The organism is Stenotrophomonas sp. yr243 (genome assembly GCF_900184195.1).
Lineage (GTDB): Bacteria > Pseudomonadota > Gammaproteobacteria > Xanthomonadales > Xanthomonadaceae > Stenotrophomonas > Stenotrophomonas lactitubi.
In genome coordinates, this window is the sequence record NZ_FXWT01000001.1 from 223,220 (window position 1) to 240,808 (window position 17,589).

The window sequence follows — 17,589 nt, forward strand, 5'->3', positions numbered from 1 at the left end:
GCCTGGGTTGGCACCTGCCAGAGCAAGGTACAGCGTGTCCCTCAACGATCGTTGAGGGTGCGCACCTTCAACGCCTCGCGCAGCGCAGTCAGATCCACCGGGCCGCGCACGGCGATGTCGCGGGTTTCGCCCGGCAGCAGGTCCAGCAGATTGTCTTCCACCTGGACGTCGAGCGCGCCGAAATCGATCCATGCCGCGCGCACCAGCGCTGCGCTCTGCAGCCGCAGGCGGTAGTGGTCACCGTCGATCGCCAGGGTTGATTTCAACTGCTGGCGTGGCAGCACCTGGTCCTTGGCTTCGACGAAACCGACGACCTGCTGCGCCGTCACTTTGCCACCCTGCAGTAGCTCGAACACCGCCACTGTCCGCGCCGGATCGGCTCCAGCCAACAGCTCGGCATCGGCGTAGTTGCCGATGTCGGTGACCCCGGCAGCGGCCAGTGTCACCGCCTGCTCGCGACGGCGCAGCACCTTGCCTTCCACGTCCATCACCCGCAGGCGCCACCGTGCATCCAACGGCGTGGCCTGGTCATTGATCACGCGCACGCGTGTCCTGCCCTCATCGCGCAGCGCCGCCACGGTGACCGGCGCGAAGAAGCGCCGTGCGGCAAAGTGCAGCGCCTTCCAGCGGCCGAAGTAGTCAACGCTCGACCACGAGGCACCTGGCCAGACATCGTTGAGCTGCCAGTACAGCGAGCCCATCGTGTAAGGCCGCGAAGCACGATGGTGCAGTGCTGCCAAGGCAATGCCATCAGCCTGCATCACCTGGCTCAGATAGACGAAGTCCTCGAAGTCCTTCGGCGTGCCGTAGCCAAGCTCGATGTAGTGCAGCAGGCGCGTATTGCCCTCGCCGGCCATGAATTTCTGGTGCGCGCGGATCACCGGACTGTCGATGCGCTGCTCGGCACGGGTGGCAATCTGGTCCACCGTTGCCACCGCAGGCCAGGCCTGCAGGCCGTACTCGGACATGAACCGCGGGGTCTCACGCAGATAGGCCTGCACCGGCAGCGCTGGATTGCCCCACACCTGCCAGTAGTGCTTGTCACCGCGGGTGGAATCGTTGGCTTTCTCGTCCAGATCGTTGCTGGGCGAGCTGGACCAGTACGGCACGCCGAGCCCGTCTTCGCTCACCACCTGGCGCAGGTCGTTGCCGAACAGGTCAACGTAACCCTGCCAGACCTTCGCTGCGAACGCCGGATCGGCGGACTTCAGGTCGCGGCCATGGCCCCAATCCTTCCACGCCGTTTCTTCTTCGTTGTTGCCACACCACAGCACGATGCTGGGATGGTGCCGCAGGCGGCGCACGTTGTCGCGCGCCTCGGCGACCACGCTGGCGCGGAATGCCGGATCGTAACCCGGCTGCATGCCACCGCCGAACATGAAATCCTGCCAGACCAGCAGGCCCAGTTCGTCGGCGATATCGAAGAACGCATCGTCTTCGTAGTAACCGCCGCCCCAGTTGCGCAGCATGTTCATGTTGGCATCGCGCGCGGCGACCAGTACCTGGCGCAGGCGCGCAGCATCAACACGCGCAGGGAAGGCGTCGAACGGGATCACGTTCGCGCCCTTGGCGAAGATCGGCACACCATTGATCACGAAGGCGAAGCCCTGCCCTCCCTTGTCGTCCTGCTCACGGCGCAGCTCGACCGTGCGCAGACCGATACGCTGCTCGCGCTTCAACGTGGAATCGGCACCACCGTCGAGCGAGGCCAGCACGGCGTAACGATCCTGCGCACCGTGGCCCACCGGCCACCAGCGCCGTGGCTTGGCCAGTTCGACCGGCACGTCCACGCTGTTCTGGCCGGGCTTCAGTTCGACCGTGCGCTGCACCCGCGCAACGCTGCGGCCATCGGGATCACGCACCTCGACGTCCACCGCCACCGGACCGGCGGCCGCACCCTGTTCCACCTGCAGCACTATGGCCAGCGTTGCCTTTTCCGCATCAAGCGCATCGGTGCGTACGGCCAGGTCGGTCAACCGATGCGCGCCCCATGCCTGCAGGTCAACGCCGCGCCAGACGCCCGCCGTAACGTAGCGCGGGCCCCAGTCCCAGCCGAAGTGGTAGGCTGGCTTGCGCGCGAAGTTGCCGACCATCGCGTCCTTGGGTTCATCGCCGTACGGCGAAGGATAATTGCCTGCGATTTTGTGCGGCATCGCCTGCACGCCCGGCAGCAGCGTGCGGATCGGCGAACGGAACACGATCTGCAGCTCATTGCCCTTCGCTCGCAGGCGACCTTCGACGCGGGCGCGCCAGGTGCGGTGGGCATTGTCGGCACGCAGCAGCGGCTTGCCGTTGAGCTTCACCTCGGCATAGGTATCCAGGCCATCGAAGCGCAGCTCGGCGTTGGGCCTGGCCAGGGTGGCCGCATCCACATCGAAACGGGCGCGGTACTCCCAGTCAGCGAGGCCGATCCACTGCAGCTCGGCTTCGGGCGCGCCGACGTAGGGATCACGGATCAGCTCGTGCGCCAGCAGATCGGTATGCACACTGCCCGGCACCGTGGCCGCGCGCCACTGCTGCAGGCCCGGATGCGCCGCGCCCTGCGCGTCGCCGGGCAGCAGCCGGAATTCCCATTGCGCCTGCAGCGGGTCGGCGGCGGCGGGGAATGCGGTCGCCGCGAACAGCAGCAGGAGCAGACGGACAACGAGGGGAAGGCGATGCACGTGATGCTCCTGTTGTTTTTGCCAGGCATGGCCTGGCACTACTGCATTCGGACGATGTTCAACGCACGACGTTCAGCACTTCGTAGCAGGCGCCCATGGTGTGGTAATCAACCTTGCCAGCCGGGCTCTTCTCATCGCTGTACTTGCGGTTGTCAGCGTCGAGGATGCGGAACCACGCGCCATAACGATGGTCGACAAAGTGCTCCCACGAGTACGCCCAGATACGGTCGTACCACTGCCAATAGCGGTCATCGCCGGTGCGTTTGGCCATCAGCGCGGCGGTGGCCAGCGTCTCGGCCTGCACCCAGAAATACTTGTCGTCGTCGCAGACGAAGCTGTCGCCGCCGATCGGCGCGCCGTCCATGCCATGCTGCCGGCGCGACTCCGGTGCGAAGCCGTAGTACAGGCCGCCGCGCGCCTCGTCCCAGCTGCGCTCCACGGCCACATCGAACAGATGCTGCGCGGTCGGCACCAGCCAGTCGGCCTGCACGTGGCGGTCCAGGATCAGCAGCAGCTTGGCCCACTCGGTCTGGTGGCCGGGCTGGAAGCCCCATGGCCGGAACAGGTGCTTGGGATCGTCCAGGTTGTAGTCCCAGTCGATGTTCCAGTTGACGTCGTAGTGCTCCCAGACCAGACCGCCGGCCTTGGCCGCCTGGCGGCGGGTCATGTTGTCGGCCAGCTGCAGCGCGCGCTCGACATAGCGCTGCTCGCCACTGGCCTCGAACGCAGCCAGCATCGCCTCACACATGTGCATGTTGGCGTTCTGGCCACGGTAACCGGTGAAGTTCCACTTGCCGTCGGCCTCGTCCCTGTACAGGCCGTGCTCGGCTTCCCAGAAGCGCGCCTCCAACAGCTGCCAGGTCTCGTCCATCCACGTGCGGGCTTCTTCGATACCCGCCTTCAATGCACAGCTGTAGGCCAGCAGCACGAAGGCTACGCCGTAGCAGTGGTTCATGTCGTCCTCGACCACGCCATCGCGTAGGGTCCAGGCGTAGCCGCCGGTGGCCGGGTTGCGATGCACCTCGCGCAGGTAGCGCACGCCGTGCTCGACCGCATCGCGATACTCGGCATTGCCGAATTCGCGGTACGCCATGGCGTAGTTGAAGACGAAACGGGTACTGCTCACCAGGTGGCGATGGCTGGCATCGTAGATGCTGCCGTCGTCACGGAAGTAGTGGAAGAAGCCGCCCTTCGGGTCGATGCAGCGCGGGTGGTAGAACGCCATGGTGTCGGCGATGTGCGCGCGCAGGAAAGCGGGGGAACGGAAATCGGGCGAGGTACTCATGCGGGAAGGTCCTGTGCCTGCAGCAGCTGCTGCACTTCATCGAACGAGGGCATCGCAGCGAACGCGCCCTTGCGTGTCACCGCCAGTGCGCCAACAGCGGCGCCGAAGCGCAGCGTGGCGGCGATTGCCTGCGGGTCCTGGCAGAACGCGGCAAAGCCCGCACCCGCCCCACGCCGCTCCAGCAGCCCGACCAGCACGCCACCAACAAAGGCATCACCGGCGGCGGTGGTGTCCACGGTGGGCACACGGAAACTGGTGACCTTGCCCTGCGTTTCGCGGGTGTACCAATGCAGCGTGGCGGCGCCGTCGGTGATGATCACCCAGCGTGCCTGCGCAGCCAGCAGGCGCCGCAGTACCAGTGCCTCGCCGTCATCGCCGAGCGGTGCCGCCAGGTACTCCAGTTCCTCGCGTGACAGCTTGACCAGGTCGGCACGTTCCAGTGCCTGCCACAGCCGCGGTGTCGGGTCGACATCGGCCGGCCACAGCGCCGGACGCAGGTTGAGATCCAGGCTGACCACCGCGCCGGCCGTGCGCGCCCGGTCCATGCCGGCGAACGTCGCTTCGGCGATGTCTGCTTCGGTCAGGCTGTTGGAACAGACATGGAAGCACTGCGCGCCATCGAAGCAGCCTGCCTGGAAGTCGCTGTCACGGAACAGCAGGTCGGCGGCAGGCGGACGGTAGAAGCTGAAGCTGCGTTCGCCGCCCGCGTCCAGTGCTACGAAGGCCAGAGCGGTTTTGGCCGCGTCGGTACGCACGATGTAGTCGGTGCCGACGCCGTGTTCGCTCAGGCTCTCCGCCAGGAAGTCGCCGAACATGTCGCGGCCGAGCATGCCGACGAACTGGGTCTTCGCGCCCAGCCGTGCAGCGGCCACCGCGACGTTGGCCGGCGCACCGCCGGCGTACTGCAGGAACGCGCGCGGGGTATCGGCCGAGGCCGGCGGCTGCGCTAGTAGATCGATCAAAATTTCGCCGAAGCAGACGATGGAACCCATTTTCGACTCAGCCTCCCTGCGTGCCGGCAGCCGGCGCGCGGGCGCCGACCAGTCCGTAGAAAATGATGTAGCCATAGCACAGCAGCGGCAGGATGAAGCTGGCCTGCACGCCGACGTGGTCGGCCAGGACGCCCTGCAGGTAAGGCACCACGGCGCCACCGACGATGGCCATGATCAGCAGGCTCGAGCCCTTGCTGGTCAGCGGGCCCAGGCGCTCGATGCTGAGCGCGAAGATGGTCGGGAACATGATCGAATTGAACAGGCCGATCGCCACCACCGAGTACAGCGCGACATTGCCGGAAGTCATCATGGTCAGCGTCAGCAGGCCAACATTGACCAGCGCGAAGATCGCCAGCAGTCGGCTCGGCGAGAAGCGCGCCAGCAGCGCCGAACCGGCGAAGCGACCGATCATCGCCATCGTCCAGTAGGCCGACACATAGTGGGTGGCTTCCTGCTCGCTGAAGCCGCCGATGGTGGGCATCGACAGGTAGTTGACCAGGAAGCTGCCGATCGATACTTCAGCGCCGACGTAGAAGAAGATGCCGAGCACGCCCAGCAGCAGGTGACGCTTGCGCAATGCATCGAAATAGCTGTGCTGGTGGCCGTGGTCGGCCTGCTCGGTGGTGTCGTTCAGCGCCGGCAGGCGGAACAGGAACACGAACAGCGCCAGCAGCACCAGCGCAATGGCCAGGCCCACGTAGGGGCCCTGCACCGCGTGCGCCTCGGCGGTACGGTAGGCCAGCTGTTCGGCGGCCGGCAGCGCGGCGATCTGCTCACCGCTCATGGCCGTGTTGGACAGGATCAGCATGCCGCCGAAGATCGGCGCGATCGCCGTACCCAGTGAATTCAGCGCCTGCGCCAGGGTCAGACGGCTGGAACTGGTCTGCTCCGGGCCAAGCAAGGCGACATACGGGTTGGCTGCTACCTGCAGCACGGTGATGCCGGTGGCCAGCACGAACAACGCACCGAGGAAGGCGCCATAGACGCGCAACTCAGCGGCCGGCCAGAAGCCGAGCGCGCCGATGCCGGCGATCACCAGGCCGGCCACGATGCCCTTCTTGTAACCCAGCGCTGCCACCAGCCGCCCGGCCGGCAACGACATCAGGAAGTAGGTGCCGAAGAAGGTGAACTGCACCAGCATCGCCTTGGCGTAGTTCAGCTCGAACACCGCCTTCAGATGCGGAATCAGGATGTCATTGAGGCAGGTCAGGAAGCCCCACATGAAGAAGATGGTGGTGACCACGGCCAGCGCCTTGCCGTTGGTGACGGCAGGCTGGTTGCCCGGGGAACCCGATGGGCGGGGCGTTGCGGAGATCGGCATGCGGTACGCGCCTCGATGCGCGAAAGGTCGTTGGTGCGTGGAAGGGTGCAATCAGTTCAGCAGCAGAGCATCAGTTCGGACGTGCGGCGCTGCTTTCGCGGATGCGCAACTGTACCGGGGCGACCGTGCGCCGTGGTGGCGCATCCGGTTCCTCCAGTCGTTGCAGCAGCAGGGACGCCGCCTGCCGGCCGCGCTCGCGCGGGTCGGCAGTCAAAGTGGTCAGCGGCGGCACGGCAACCGACGCTTCAGAAATATCATCGAAGCCGGTCACCGCGAAGTCACCGCCGGGGCGGATGCCGCGCGAGTTCAGGCCCAGCATCAGCCCCAGCGCGACGGTGTCGTTGTAGCAGACCGCCGCGCTCGGCCGATGGCCGTCGACGAACAGTTCGTCGGTGCGCGCGGCCGCTTCCAGCCGGTTGGGTGCCGATTCGATCATCCAGCCCTGCGGCAGCGCCAGACCGGCTTCGGCCAGCGCCTGCTGGAATCCAGCGCGACGCTGGTGGCAGGAACTCGATGCCGCGTGCCCACCGAAGAACGCGATCTGGCGATGACCACGCTCGATCAGGTGGCGGGTGGCCAGGTAGGCACCATGCTGGTTGTCCAGGGTCAGGAAGTCCCAGTCGGCGCCGTCCAGTTCGCGGTTGAACAGCAATACGTTGGCATTGGCACCCAGCGCCTGCCGCAGCAGCGTGGCGTCGCTGCCTTCGGCCGGCGACAGGATCAGGCCTGCAGGCGTGTGCTCCATCAACGTGGACAGCACCGCCTGCTGGCGCTCGGGTGACTCGCCGGTACTGCCGAGCAGGGTCACGTAGCCGCGCCCACCCAGTGCTTCGTCCACACCGGAGGCGAATTCGGCGAAGAACGGGTTGGACAGATCGTTGATCACCAGCGCGATGCTGGACGATGTGCGCCGCCGCAGGTTCGCTGCAGCACGGTTGTAGACATAGCGCTGGCGGCGAAGCTCAGCCTCCACCCGGGCACGGGTATCGACGTTGACCAGCGGGCTGCCGCGCAGCACCAGCGACACCGTCGCGCGCGAAACGCCGATGGCGCGGGCGATGTCGGTCACCGTCACCGCCTTGCCGGAACGCTTGCTGGAACTGTCGCCGTTGTCGTTCATCGTCTTCCCGCACTCCGATGGATGCTCAAGCCTAATGGATCGCGGCCCTGTCGTGCCGTGCCGTTCGCTGGGTTGCCTCGAACGGCACAGCCCGGCTCAGTGCAGTTGGCTGCCCGGTGCCGCACACCAGGACACCGGCAGATCCTTCACCGCCGTGCCCCAGCCCTGCGTGGGCGCCGTGCCATCGAGGGCGAAACGCAGCTTCGGGCCCTGCTGCAGCTGGTTCCAGCCCAGCCAGACAGGGGCATGTGCCTGGCCATCGACCTGCACACCCTGCACGTACTGCAGGCGGCGACCATCGGCGCCAGGCGCCTCGATGCGCAGGGTGCGGCCATTGCCCAGCTCGACCTCGACCTTGGCAAAGCGCGGCGTATGCAGCAGGAACTCGCCACTGCCCGGCACCGCCGGGTACACGCCGATCGCACTGAACAGGTACCAGGCCGACATCGTGCCGAGGTCGTCGTTGCCGGTCACACCGTTGGGTGCATTGGTGAACAGCTGCTGCGCCGCACGCACCACCGCGGCGGTCTTCCAGGGCTGGCCGATCAGCGTGTACAGCCACGGCGAGTGCAGGTCGGGCTCGTTGTTCGGGTTGTAGCGGAACTGGTTGTAGTAGCTGTACGGCCCGACCACCCATTCCTTGCGGGCGGCATTGAGCGGGTCGGCCTGCAGCGCATCCATCGCGAAGAAGGCATCCAGGCGGCGGCCCGCCTGTTCGCGGCCGTCCATCGCCTCGACCAGGCCCGGCACGTCCTGCTGCGCCAGCCACTGGTACTGCCAAGCCGTGCCTTCATGGAAACCATGGTGCGAGCGCGGGCTGTAGTGGCCATCGGCCGGGCTATACCACTGGCCGTCTTCGGTGCGCGGGCGCGGGAAGCCGCTGAAGCCGGTTTCCGCATCGCGTACCTGCGGGTCCCACACCTTGCGCCAGTTGCGGCCGCGCTCACGCAGGGTCGCCGCATCCTGGGCATGGCCGAGGCCATCGGCCATCTGCGAAAGCGCGCAGTCGGCCAGAGCGTACTCCAGCGTTGCCGAACCACCATGGTGAGGATCGACATCCATGCCCTTGGACGGGAACGCACGGTCGTAGACCACGTAGCCCTTGTCCAGGTAGGTCGGGTTGCCGGAGCGGCCGGCAGCGCGCGAATTCAGCGGCGGCGTACCGAACGCGTTGCGGCGCAGCGCATCCCACGCCTGCGATTCACGGCCTTTGAGCGCACCGAAGCGCCACAGGTCGACCATGAACGGGGTGACCGGATCACCGGTCATGATGTTGGTCTCGAAGTTGGCATAGCCCCAGCGCGGCAGCCAACCGCCCTGCTCGTCAATCGCCAACAGGCTGCGGCCGATATCGCGCGCCACGTCCGGGCGCGTCAGTGCCAGCCACTGGTTCTGCGCACGGTAGGTATCCCACAGCGAGAAGTACTCGTAGTAGGTCCAGCCATCGGCGCGATGGATGCCATCGTCGTAACCACGGTAGCGGCCATCAGCGTCGCTGCCGGTCAGCGGCTGCAGCAGCGCGTGGTACAGCGCGCTGTAGAACACGGTGCGGTCATCGCCATTGCCACCCTGCACGCGCACGCGTGCCAGCTGCTCGCGCCAGGATTGCTGCGACAGCGTGCGCATGCGTTCGAAGCCGAGCAGCGCCCCGCCCTGCATGCCCTCGGCACGCAGGTTGTTGCGCGCACCTTCGGCGTCCACATGCGAAATCGCGCTGACGGCCGTGACCGACTGGCCCTTGGCCAGATCGAAGCTGAGCCACGCGCCATTCGGCTTCTGCTCGCCTTCCATGCTGTGGCGCGCGCCCGGCAGACCACCGCCCTCGCCCCAGGTGCCATGCGCCTTGAACGGACGGTCGAACTCGATACGGAACCAGGTGGTGTACTGATGGCCACCGCAGAAGCTCTTGGTGACCAGCTTGCCTTCAACCACGCGGTCACCCACCACGTCGACCACGCTGCCGATCACCGAGTGGCGCTCGTTGGCCTGGCCGACATTGACCAGCACGTGGCCATCGCCCTTGCCCTGGCTGAAGGTGTAGCGCTCGGCAGCCGCGCGGGTACGCGCCGTCGCTTCCGCATCAATGCCGCCGTAGCTGGTCAGGCGCACCTTGTAGTAGCCGGCCTGGCCGATTTCGCCGTCATGGGTATAGGCCGAGGCATACGCCTTGTGGTCGAACTGCTTGGGGTTGGCGGTATCGAAGTCGCCACCGGGACCGATGCTGCCGGTCACCGGCAGCACCGAGACCTGCCCACCCTGTTCCCAGCAACCGGCGCCGGACAGGAAGGAGTGGCCGAAGCCGCGGATCTTGTCGTCGTCGTAGCGCCAGCCCGAGTAGTGGCTGCCGATCGGGCTGACCTGGATCAGGCCGAACGGCGCCGAGGCACCGGGGAAGGTGTTGCCGTCATCCTTGCTGCCGATGAAGGTATTGACCTCGCGCTCCAGCGCGGCCGGTGCGGCCTGCAGCCAGGGCGTCACGGCCAGTGCCAGCAGACAGACGATGCGGGCCAAGGGCCGATGGGACAGTGCCGACAGGCGGCGGTCGGGACGACGGTGGGACAACCTGGTCACGGGCAGGACTCCTTGGCGGCAGGGCGGCAGCGAAGGACCGGCCGCACAGGCCGAGCCCTCGTTTCCATCGGTACAAATCCGCACCCCGGCGGATTTAGATCGATTTAAGTAGACCATGGGAATTTCGCCCAATGCATTCTGCGGCGCAGCATGAGGGATGGGCTTCGGCCGGGCTGCGCCCGGCACCCGCAGAGGCCGGAGCAAGGGCAGAAGCAGACTACCGGGGTGGGCGGGGCGGTGTGGGTATGCAGGACACGCCGTAAACCCATCCATGGGGGCTCGATGGCGCCATCCATGGCGCCAACGGTCCTGCATACCCACGCCGCCCCACCCCTGACAGTTTCCTGATGTCTGGTAGATCCACGCCATGCGTGGATGGATGTTCCTACCGATTTCGAAATCATCGAATGGATTGGATTTCATCCACGCATGGCGTGGATCTACGTGTCGACCAAGATCGACACCCACCAGGAGCACGCCATGCCATTCCAACAGATCGCGGAAACCTGTCGAAGGCGGGGTGGGTCCGGTTGCGGGGGTGTCCGCGGCATGGATGCCGCGGCCAAGCCCCCAAGGACGGGTTCACGGCGTCCCCCGCAACCGGACCCACCCCGCCATCCCACAGAAAACCAGCTGTTGCTGTTGCTGTTGCTGCCCTGGCTTGAAGGCCTCTGCGGGTGCCGGGCGCAGCCCGGCCGGCCCCGCCCATTTGCGCATGTAACCGCTTACAGCATTTTTCCGTAAAGGGTCATTTGCACGACACGTCACTGCCATATTGCGCAGCAACATGCGTCGGCGCCGTTGCCGTGCTAAAAATCGCCCCGCCCATCGCTTAGATCGATCCAAGACGACAGCGCGATGGCCCGGAGTTGGGGAGCAAGACAGGACGTGCCGCGCCATCTGCCAGGCGCTCGTTGCATCTGCAGGGCGAAGGCAAGATCGGCATCACGAATTAGATCGATTCAAGTTTCCGCGTCAGTCAGTCACCGGATCAATCCAGGAGAGAGGGAGAGATGGCAATGAAGCATTCAACACGTACGCAGGGCCACGACGCGTTGTCGCTGGCCATCGCGCTGGCCCTGGCCGCCGCCGTCGCCCCGCTTGGCGCTTCCGCGCAGCAGGCGGCAACGACCGGCGCGCAGGACGCCACCACCCTGGACAGCGTCCAGGTCACCGGCTATCGCTACGCAATCGAAAAGAGCCTGCAGCAGAAGCGCGACGCCAACGCCGTGGTCGAAGTGATCACCGCCGAGGACGTTGGCAAGTTCCCCGACAAGAACGTGGCCGACGCGCTGCAGCGCGTGCCCGGCGTGGTCATCACCCGCAGCGGTGGCGAAGGCAAATCGGTCAGCGTGCGCGGCCTCGCGCCCGATCTGACCCTGACCCAGTTGAACGGCAACTACGTCGCCTCGTCGGAGACCAACAACGAAGCCACCCGCTCGTTCAACTACACCCTGCTGCCGTCGAACATGCTGTCCAGCGCCGAGCTGTTCAAGTCGCCGGAAGCGCGCATCGACGAAGGCGGCATCGGTGGCACGGTCATCCTGCACACGCGCCGACCGCTGGAGATGGAAGCCAATTCCGGCTACGTCAACCTGGAAGGCACTTCGTCCGATACCAGCCACGACATCGATCCCCAGGTGTCGGCGCTGTATTCCTGGCACAGCAAGGACGAGCGCTTCGGCGTGCTGGTCGGCGTGACCCAGCAGAAGCGCACCACCCGCACCATGGAGACCAGCACCGAGGACTACCAGTGGTACGGCAACAACACCACCGCGCGCGATGCCAACGGCAACCTGCTGGAACAGGATGGCATCCACTACTGGTGGGGCCAATCCGGTTTCAACAACCAGGCTGGCACGAACTACAGCGAATTCTTCATGCCGACCTCGGTGAACTTCGCGGTGAAGGAAGAGAAGCGCGAGCGCAAGGGCGGCCAGCTGACCTTCCAGTTCAAGCCGATCGACAACCTGACCCTGACTGCGAACTACTTCCGCTTTGAGCTGCAGGGTGATTACACCCAGAACATGCTGAAGGTGCCGGAGTGGAACCTGGCCCGCTACAACGGCGATGGCAACTGGGCCGGCGGGCGCCTGCTCAACGGGCTGAGCTTCGATCCCAGTGGCAGCATCGTCACCGGCGCGCAGTACGAAAAGCTTGCCGGCAAGACCTATTACTGCAGCGAAGACCAGGCCGCCGCAGCTGGCCTGCCGCCGGGGGGCTGGGGTCCGGATGACTGCACCATCCCCACCCCGCAGCTGACTGGTGGCTACAGCAAGGAAAAAGCGCTTTCGCAGACGGCCGATCTGACCGTCGACTGGGACATCAGCCCGCTGTGGAAGGCCAGCTTCACCGGCGGCCGCACCTGGTCCAAGGGTGGCCCGTCGATGAATTTCCGCATGTCGGCAAAGCCCCGCCGCAAGGTCGGTGACCAGTGGCAGGCGGGCAACCAGTACACCGCGTGGGACCTGACCGGCACGCCGTCGCTGACCGTCTCGCCGGACATCCAGCAGCAGCTGATGGCTGGCGTCGCCGAGGTCGATACCGGCTCCACCGATTCGTCGTGGATGCAGACCGAGGTCAAGCAGAACTACTTCCAGGCGGACGTCACCAAGATGTTCGAAGCCGGCTGGCTGGACTCGATCCAGTTCGGCGCCAAGTACCGCGACGGCCAGGTGCACCGCAACACCGGCAACACCTACTGGGTCTGCCAGGGCCTGGACCCGGCCGACTATGACAACAATCGTTACCAGGCCGGTTGCGATCCGACCGCAGGCAATGCGCAGCCGGGCTTCTTCCTGTCCAACCCGATCAGCAACATCGCCGGTGGCTTCAATGCCAACGTGTTCCCCGGCATCAACTACCCGGCCTACATCGACTACCTCAACCAGACCTACGGTGGCTCGCACAATCGTACCGAAGAAGACTTCGTCTACGACGTCAACGAGAAGATCTACTCGGGCTACTTCCAGGCCAACTTCCGCACTGATCGCGTGCGTGGCAACGTCGGCGTGCGTGTGGTGCGTACCAAGCAGTTCGCCCAGTCCAGCGATTCGGTCGAACGTTTCAACGACTACTTCGTGGACAACGCCGCTGGTGCGCCGATGAGCTGCGATGACCCGGCTGCCGATCCGAACCTGCGTTGCCAGGGTGGCTTCGTACGTCTGCCGGACAACCAGGTGCGCGACAAGGTCTATACCCTCAGCTCGCTGGAAAAGACCTATACGGACTTCCTCCCGAGCTTCAACATCGCCTGGGACATCACCGACAACCTGGTGCTGCGCGGTGCCGCGTCGAAGGTGATCGCGCGCCCCGGCTACACCAGCATCGCCTATCCGGGCGGCCTGCAGTACATCAGCCAGGAATACAGCAACGATCGCCGCGTCGCTGGCGGCACCGACACCCCCGGCTGGTACGGCTCGGGCAGCAACAAGGCACTGGAGCCGTTCAAGGCGGTGCAGTTCGACCTTGGCCTAGAGTGGTACTTCAAGCCGGGTTCGGTTGCAGGTGTGGCGTTGTTCCGCAAGAACGTGGACAACTTCACCGTGCCGGTCGTGCGCGACCAGCAGATGACCGTCGGTGGTGAAACGGTGGTGGTGCAGAAGTACAGCACCGAAGCCAACGGCCGCGACGGCGTATCGCAGGGCGTGGAACTGTATGGCCAGTACACCTTCGACATGGGCTTTGGTGTCCAGGCCAACTACACCTACAACGACACCAATCTGGCCTCGATCGTGCTTGATGGCGAAGAGATCGGTTCGTCGCCGCTGGTCGGCAGCGCCAAGAACCAGGCCAACGTCACCGTGTTCTACGAGAACGAGAAGTTCCTGGCCCGTGCCTCGTACAACCGTCGTGGCGAAGTGGTGGGCGGCCTCAACAACGGCCTGACCACCTACACCAAGCCGTACAGCCAGCTGGATCTGAACGTGGCCTACAACATCACTGCGGACTGGACCGTGACCGCAGCAGTGCTGAACGCCACCAAGTCCGAGCTGCGCAGCTACATCGGCAACGACAGCCAGGCCCGTCTGCTGTCCAACCTGTATGCCGGCCGCCAGCTGTACTTCGGCGTGAACTGGAAGTTCTAAGGCACCAACCCCGCCTGCGGGCGGGGACGATCCTCCACGGCAGCCGCGCTGGTAAAGGTGGCTGCCGTTTTTTTGTTCAGCGTATCGCTTGACCCTGCCATCGTTGCAAGGTGCACACTGCTTCCACCCCCAAGTGAATCGAAGGAGCTACAGATGGAATTCCATGTGGAAGGCATGACCTGCGGTGGCTGCGCGCGCAGCGTGACCAAGGCGATCGAACTGGTCGACCCGGCAGCGACCGTGTCGGCCGACCCGGCAAGCCGCCGCGTGCAGGTACAGACTTCGGCCAGCGAAGCACAGATCGTCGCGGCACTGACCGAAGCGGGTTTCCCGCCACGTACGGCCTGATCACGCTGCCAACTGCATGAACAATGCCCGCCCCGCGCAATTGCCGGGGCGGGCATTTTCTTTTCCATCTGTCTTCGTCAGGTCCTGCGCGCGCGCCTGCGTACTGCCCCGGCGGGCGCTGCAACCGGCGCAGCACCCTCTTCGCCCTCGCCCAGCCGCTGCAGGATCGGGCACTCGGGGCGATCATCGCCGGCGCAGCAGCTGATCAGCGATTTCAATGTGTCGGCCATCTGCCGCATGTTCTCGATGCGCTGTTCCAGGTCATCGATGTGCTGCTCGGCCAGGCGCTTTACATCGGCGCTATGCCGCGACGTGTCGTTCCACAGGCCCAGCAGGTCGGTGATCTCGGCCACCGAAAAGCCGAGATCACGCGCGCGACGGATGAAACGCAGCCGATGCACGTCGGCCTGCGAATAGGCGCGATAGCCCGCGACGGTGCGGTCAGCGGGCGGAATCAGGCCGATCTGCTCGTAATAGCGGATCATCTTGGCCGACACGCTGGATGCCTTCGATGCTTCACCGATGTTCATGCCATCGCTCCTTCAGTGGGCCGCATGGGACGCGTCTACCATCGGCGCCTGGAAGCGCCGCAGGCGCAGCGCATTGCCGAGCACGAACACGCTGGACAGCGCCATGGCACTGGCGGCGAACACCGGTGACAGCAACACGCCCCATACCGGATACAGCGCACCGGCCGCGACCGGGATCAATGCGGTGTTGTAGGCGAAGGCCCAGAACAGGTTCTGGCGGATGTTGCCGATGGTCGCCTTCGACAGCGCGATGGCGTTGGGCACGCCCTGCAGGTTGCCGGACATCAGCACCACGTCGGCCGACTCCACCGCGACGTCGGTGCCGGTGCCGATGGCCAGGCCCACATCAGCCTCGGCCAGCGCCGGCGCATCGTTGATGCCATCACCGACGAACGCGATCTGACCGTAAGCCGCCTTCAACCGGCGCACCGCTTCCACCTTGCCTTCCGGCAGCACTTCGGCCACCACGTCATCGATGCCGAGCTGGCGGGCGATGGCCTGCGCGGTAGCAGCGTTGTCACCGGTGATCATGGCCACCTTCAGGCCAAGCTGGTGCAGGGCGGCAATGGCGGCCGGCGTACTCGGCTTGATCGGATCGGAGACTGCGATGATCGCCGCCAGGCGGCCATCGATGGCGGCATACAGCGGCGACTTTCCTTCGTTACCCAGGCGATCGGCCAGCGCGGCGAAACTGCCGATGTCCACGCCCAGCGAACGCATGAAACGATCGGCGCCCACTTCCACGCGTGCGCCATCGACGGTGGCACGCACGCCCATGCCGGTCACCGACTCGAAATCAACCATCGCCGGCAGCGCGATGCCCTCCTCCGTCGCCGCCTCGACAATGGCGCGGGCGATCGGATGTTCCGAGCGCGACTCCACCGCTGCCACCCGGGCCAGTACCTGCGCGCGATCGAAGCCGTCGGCGATCTCCAGGTCGGTCAGCAGCGGGCGGCCTTCGGTCAAGGTGCCGGTCTTGTCCACCGCCACCACCTTGGCGTCCTTCAACAGCTGCAGCGCCTCACCCTTGCGGAACAGCACGCCCATCTCGGCGCCGCGACCGGTGCCGACCATGATCGAGGTCGGCGTCGCCAGCCCCATCGCGCACGGGCAGGCAATGATCAGCACGGCCACCGCGTTGACCAGCGCGAAGGTCAGCGCCGGCGACGGCCCGAAGATCAGCCACACCAGGAAGGTAGCGAGGGCCGCCAGCATCACCGCCGGCACGAACCACAGCGTCACCTTGTCGACCACGGCCTGGATTGGCAGCTTGGAGCCCTGCGCCTGTTCAACCAGACGGATGATCTGCGCCAGCATGGTCTGCCCACCCACCGCCGTGGCACGCAGAGTCAGTGCGCCCTTCTGGTTGACGGTGCCGCCGACCACGTTGCTGCCGGCCGACTTCTCCACCGGGATCGGCTCGCCGGTGATCATCGACTCGTCGACGAAACTGCGACCTTCAGTCACCTCACCATCCACCGGCACGCGCTCGCCCGGACGCACCTCCAGCAGGTCGCCCAGCAGTACCTCGTTGATCGGGATATCGACGGTGCGCCCTTCGCGGCTGACGTGCGCCACCTTGGCCTGCAGGTTGACCAGGCGCTTGATCGCCTCTGACGTGCGGCCTTTCGCGCGCACTTCCAGGAACCGTCCGAGCAGGATCAGCGCGACGATCACTGCCGCCGCTTCGTAGTAGACATTCACCGTGCCCGCCGGCAGCAGGTGCGGGATGAAGGTGGCCACGACCGAATAGCCGAACGCCGCCGCGGTACCCACCGCCACCAGCGAGTTCATGTCCGGCGCCAAGCGCAGCAGCGCCGGGAAGCCCTTCTGGTAGAAGCGCCGGCCGGGAATGGCCAGGACCAGCGTGGTCAGCACGAACTGCAGGTACCAACTGGCCTGGAGGCCGATCGTGGACATCACCCAGTGATGCATGCCGGGAATCAGGTGCGAGCCCATTTCCAGCACGAACACCGGTGCTGCCAGCACGCTGGCCAGGATCAGGTCGCGTTTCAGCGCCACCCGCTCGGCATCCTTTTTTTCCGCCGCTTCCTCATCGACCTGGGTGCCGCCATCGATCGCGTGCGCCGCGTAGCCGACCTTGTCGATCGCCGCCACCAGTGCGTCGATGCCGGCGACGCCGCGCACGGTCGCACGTTCGGTGGCCAGGTTGACGCTGGCCTGGCTGACGCCCGGCACCGCCAACAGCGCGCGCTCCACGCGCCCGACGCAGGACGCGCAGGTCATGCCTTCCACGGTCAGTTCGGTGGTCGCAGCCGGCACCTCGTAGCCGACCTTCTCCACTGCCTGGATCAGCGCGTCGCGATCGATCGGGCCAGAGGAGCGGATGTCCGCGCGCTCGGTGGCCAGGTTGACCGACACGCTGGCGACTCCCTCGACCTTGGCCAGGGCCGCTTCGACCCGGCCAACACAGCTGGCGCAGGTCATGCCTTCGATCGGCAGACTGAGGGTGGAAGCCGTCCCGGGGACGGCGGTAACGCTGGAGGTGCTCATGGCCTGGTTTCCCTGGTTCCATCTGGAGAGGTGACCAGCCTAGACCTTGCCATCGTGGGAAGGTCAAATCCACCATCTTCCGCCGAAAGCCCATCCACGCATGGCGTGGATCTACTGCAAAGCCTCAGGAGAGCCACGCCATGCGTGGCCGCCCCGT

10 protein-coding genes are annotated in these 17,589 nt (G+C 65.7%); 2 read left to right on the forward strand and 8 right to left on the reverse strand.

Annotation, left to right across the window (positions count from 1 at the left end; translation table 11 throughout):
- Nucleotides 1-41 precede the first annotated feature (41 nt).
- The 6 genes from QOL57_RS00935 to QOL57_RS00960 form a co-directional block, all read right to left on the reverse strand.
- Nucleotides 42-2,663, reverse strand: coding sequence for a glycoside hydrolase family 2 protein (locus QOL57_RS00935; RefSeq protein WP_089240865.1), 2,622 nt, complete (start codon nt 2,661-2,663; stop codon nt 42-44).
- A 58-nt stretch (nt 2,664-2,721) separates the two neighbouring features.
- Nucleotides 2,722-3,948: an AGE family epimerase/isomerase gene (locus QOL57_RS00940; protein ID WP_089240863.1), complete on the reverse strand. Its 1,227-nt coding sequence runs from the start codon at nt 3,946-3,948 to the stop codon at nt 2,722-2,724.
- Nucleotides 3,945-4,940: a carbohydrate kinase gene (locus QOL57_RS00945; protein WP_089240861.1), complete on the reverse strand. Its 996-nt coding sequence runs from the start codon at nt 4,938-4,940 to the stop codon at nt 3,945-3,947. Before QOL57_RS00945 ends, QOL57_RS00940 begins: the two co-directional genes overlap by 4 nt.
- A 7-nt stretch (nt 4,941-4,947) precedes the next feature.
- A complete protein-coding gene (gene fucP, locus QOL57_RS00950) occupies nt 4,948-6,261 on the reverse strand; it encodes an L-fucose:H+ symporter permease (protein ID WP_089240859.1) in 1,314 nt (437 codons plus the stop codon).
- A 70-nt stretch (nt 6,262-6,331) separates the two neighbouring features.
- Entirely contained in the window at nt 6,332-7,381 is a 1,050-nt protein-coding gene (locus QOL57_RS00955; protein WP_089240857.1) for a LacI family DNA-binding transcriptional regulator, read from the reverse strand.
- Nucleotides 7,382-7,477: 96 nt separating this feature from the next.
- On the reverse strand, nt 7,478-9,916 hold the full coding sequence (locus QOL57_RS00960; protein ID WP_176429890.1) for a GH92 family glycosyl hydrolase: 2,439 nt from the start codon (nt 9,914-9,916) through the stop codon (nt 7,478-7,480).
- A 1,049-nt stretch (nt 9,917-10,965) separates the two neighbouring features.
- Between QOL57_RS00960 and QOL57_RS00965 the strand changes: the two genes are divergently transcribed.
- Together QOL57_RS00965 and QOL57_RS00970 are read left to right on the forward strand one after the other, a co-directional pair.
- Nucleotides 10,966-14,040, forward strand: coding sequence for a TonB-dependent receptor (locus QOL57_RS00965; RefSeq protein ID WP_089240855.1), 3,075 nt, complete (start codon nt 10,966-10,968; stop codon nt 14,038-14,040).
- Between the two features lie 153 nt (nt 14,041-14,193).
- Nucleotides 14,194-14,388 carry a heavy-metal-associated domain-containing protein gene (locus QOL57_RS00970; protein WP_089240853.1) on the forward strand — a complete coding sequence of 65 codons (195 nt, stop codon included), beginning with the start codon at nt 14,194-14,196 and terminating at the stop codon, nt 14,386-14,388.
- 77 nt (nt 14,389-14,465) lie between these two features.
- Here the strand turns inward: QOL57_RS00970 and cueR are convergent, their stop codons facing one another.
- Complete coding sequence (gene cueR / locus QOL57_RS00975) at nt 14,466-14,918, reverse strand: Cu(I)-responsive transcriptional regulator (RefSeq protein WP_089240851.1); 453 nt, start codon at nt 14,916-14,918, stop codon at nt 14,466-14,468.
- Between the two features lie 12 nt (nt 14,919-14,930).
- The gene (locus QOL57_RS00980) at nt 14,931-17,432 is read right to left on the reverse strand and encodes a heavy metal translocating P-type ATPase (RefSeq protein ID WP_089240849.1); all 2,502 of its coding nucleotides are present in this window, start codon (nt 17,430-17,432) and stop codon (nt 14,931-14,933) included.
- Between the last annotated feature and the right edge of the window lie 157 nt (nt 17,433-17,589).

Bases quoted from the DNA above. Each gene is read 5' to 3' on its own strand.
- QOL57_RS00940 (WP_089240863.1), bottom strand. From the start codon at position 3,948: ATGAGTACCTCGCCCGATTTCCGTTCCCCCGCTTTCCTGCGCGCGCAC.
- QOL57_RS00945 (WP_089240861.1), bottom strand. From the start codon at position 4,940: ATGGGTTCCATCGTCTGCTTCGGCGAAATTTTGATCGATCTACTAGCG.
- fucP (WP_089240859.1), bottom strand. From the start codon at position 6,261: ATGCCGATCTCCGCAACGCCCCGCCCATCGGGTTCCCCGGGCAACCAG.
- QOL57_RS00955 (WP_089240857.1), bottom strand. From the start codon at position 7,381: ATGAACGACAACGGCGACAGTTCCAGCAAGCGTTCCGGCAAGGCGGTG.
- QOL57_RS00965 (WP_089240855.1), top strand. From the start codon at position 10,966: ATGGCAATGAAGCATTCAACACGTACGCAGGGCCACGACGCGTTGTCG.
- QOL57_RS00970 (WP_089240853.1), top strand. From the start codon at position 14,194: ATGGAATTCCATGTGGAAGGCATGACCTGCGGTGGCTGCGCGCGCAGC.
- cueR (WP_089240851.1), bottom strand. From the start codon at position 14,918: ATGAACATCGGTGAAGCATCGAAGGCATCCAGCGTGTCGGCCAAGATG.
- QOL57_RS00980 (WP_089240849.1), bottom strand. From the start codon at position 17,432: ATGAGCACCTCCAGCGTTACCGCCGTCCCCGGGACGGCTTCCACCCTC.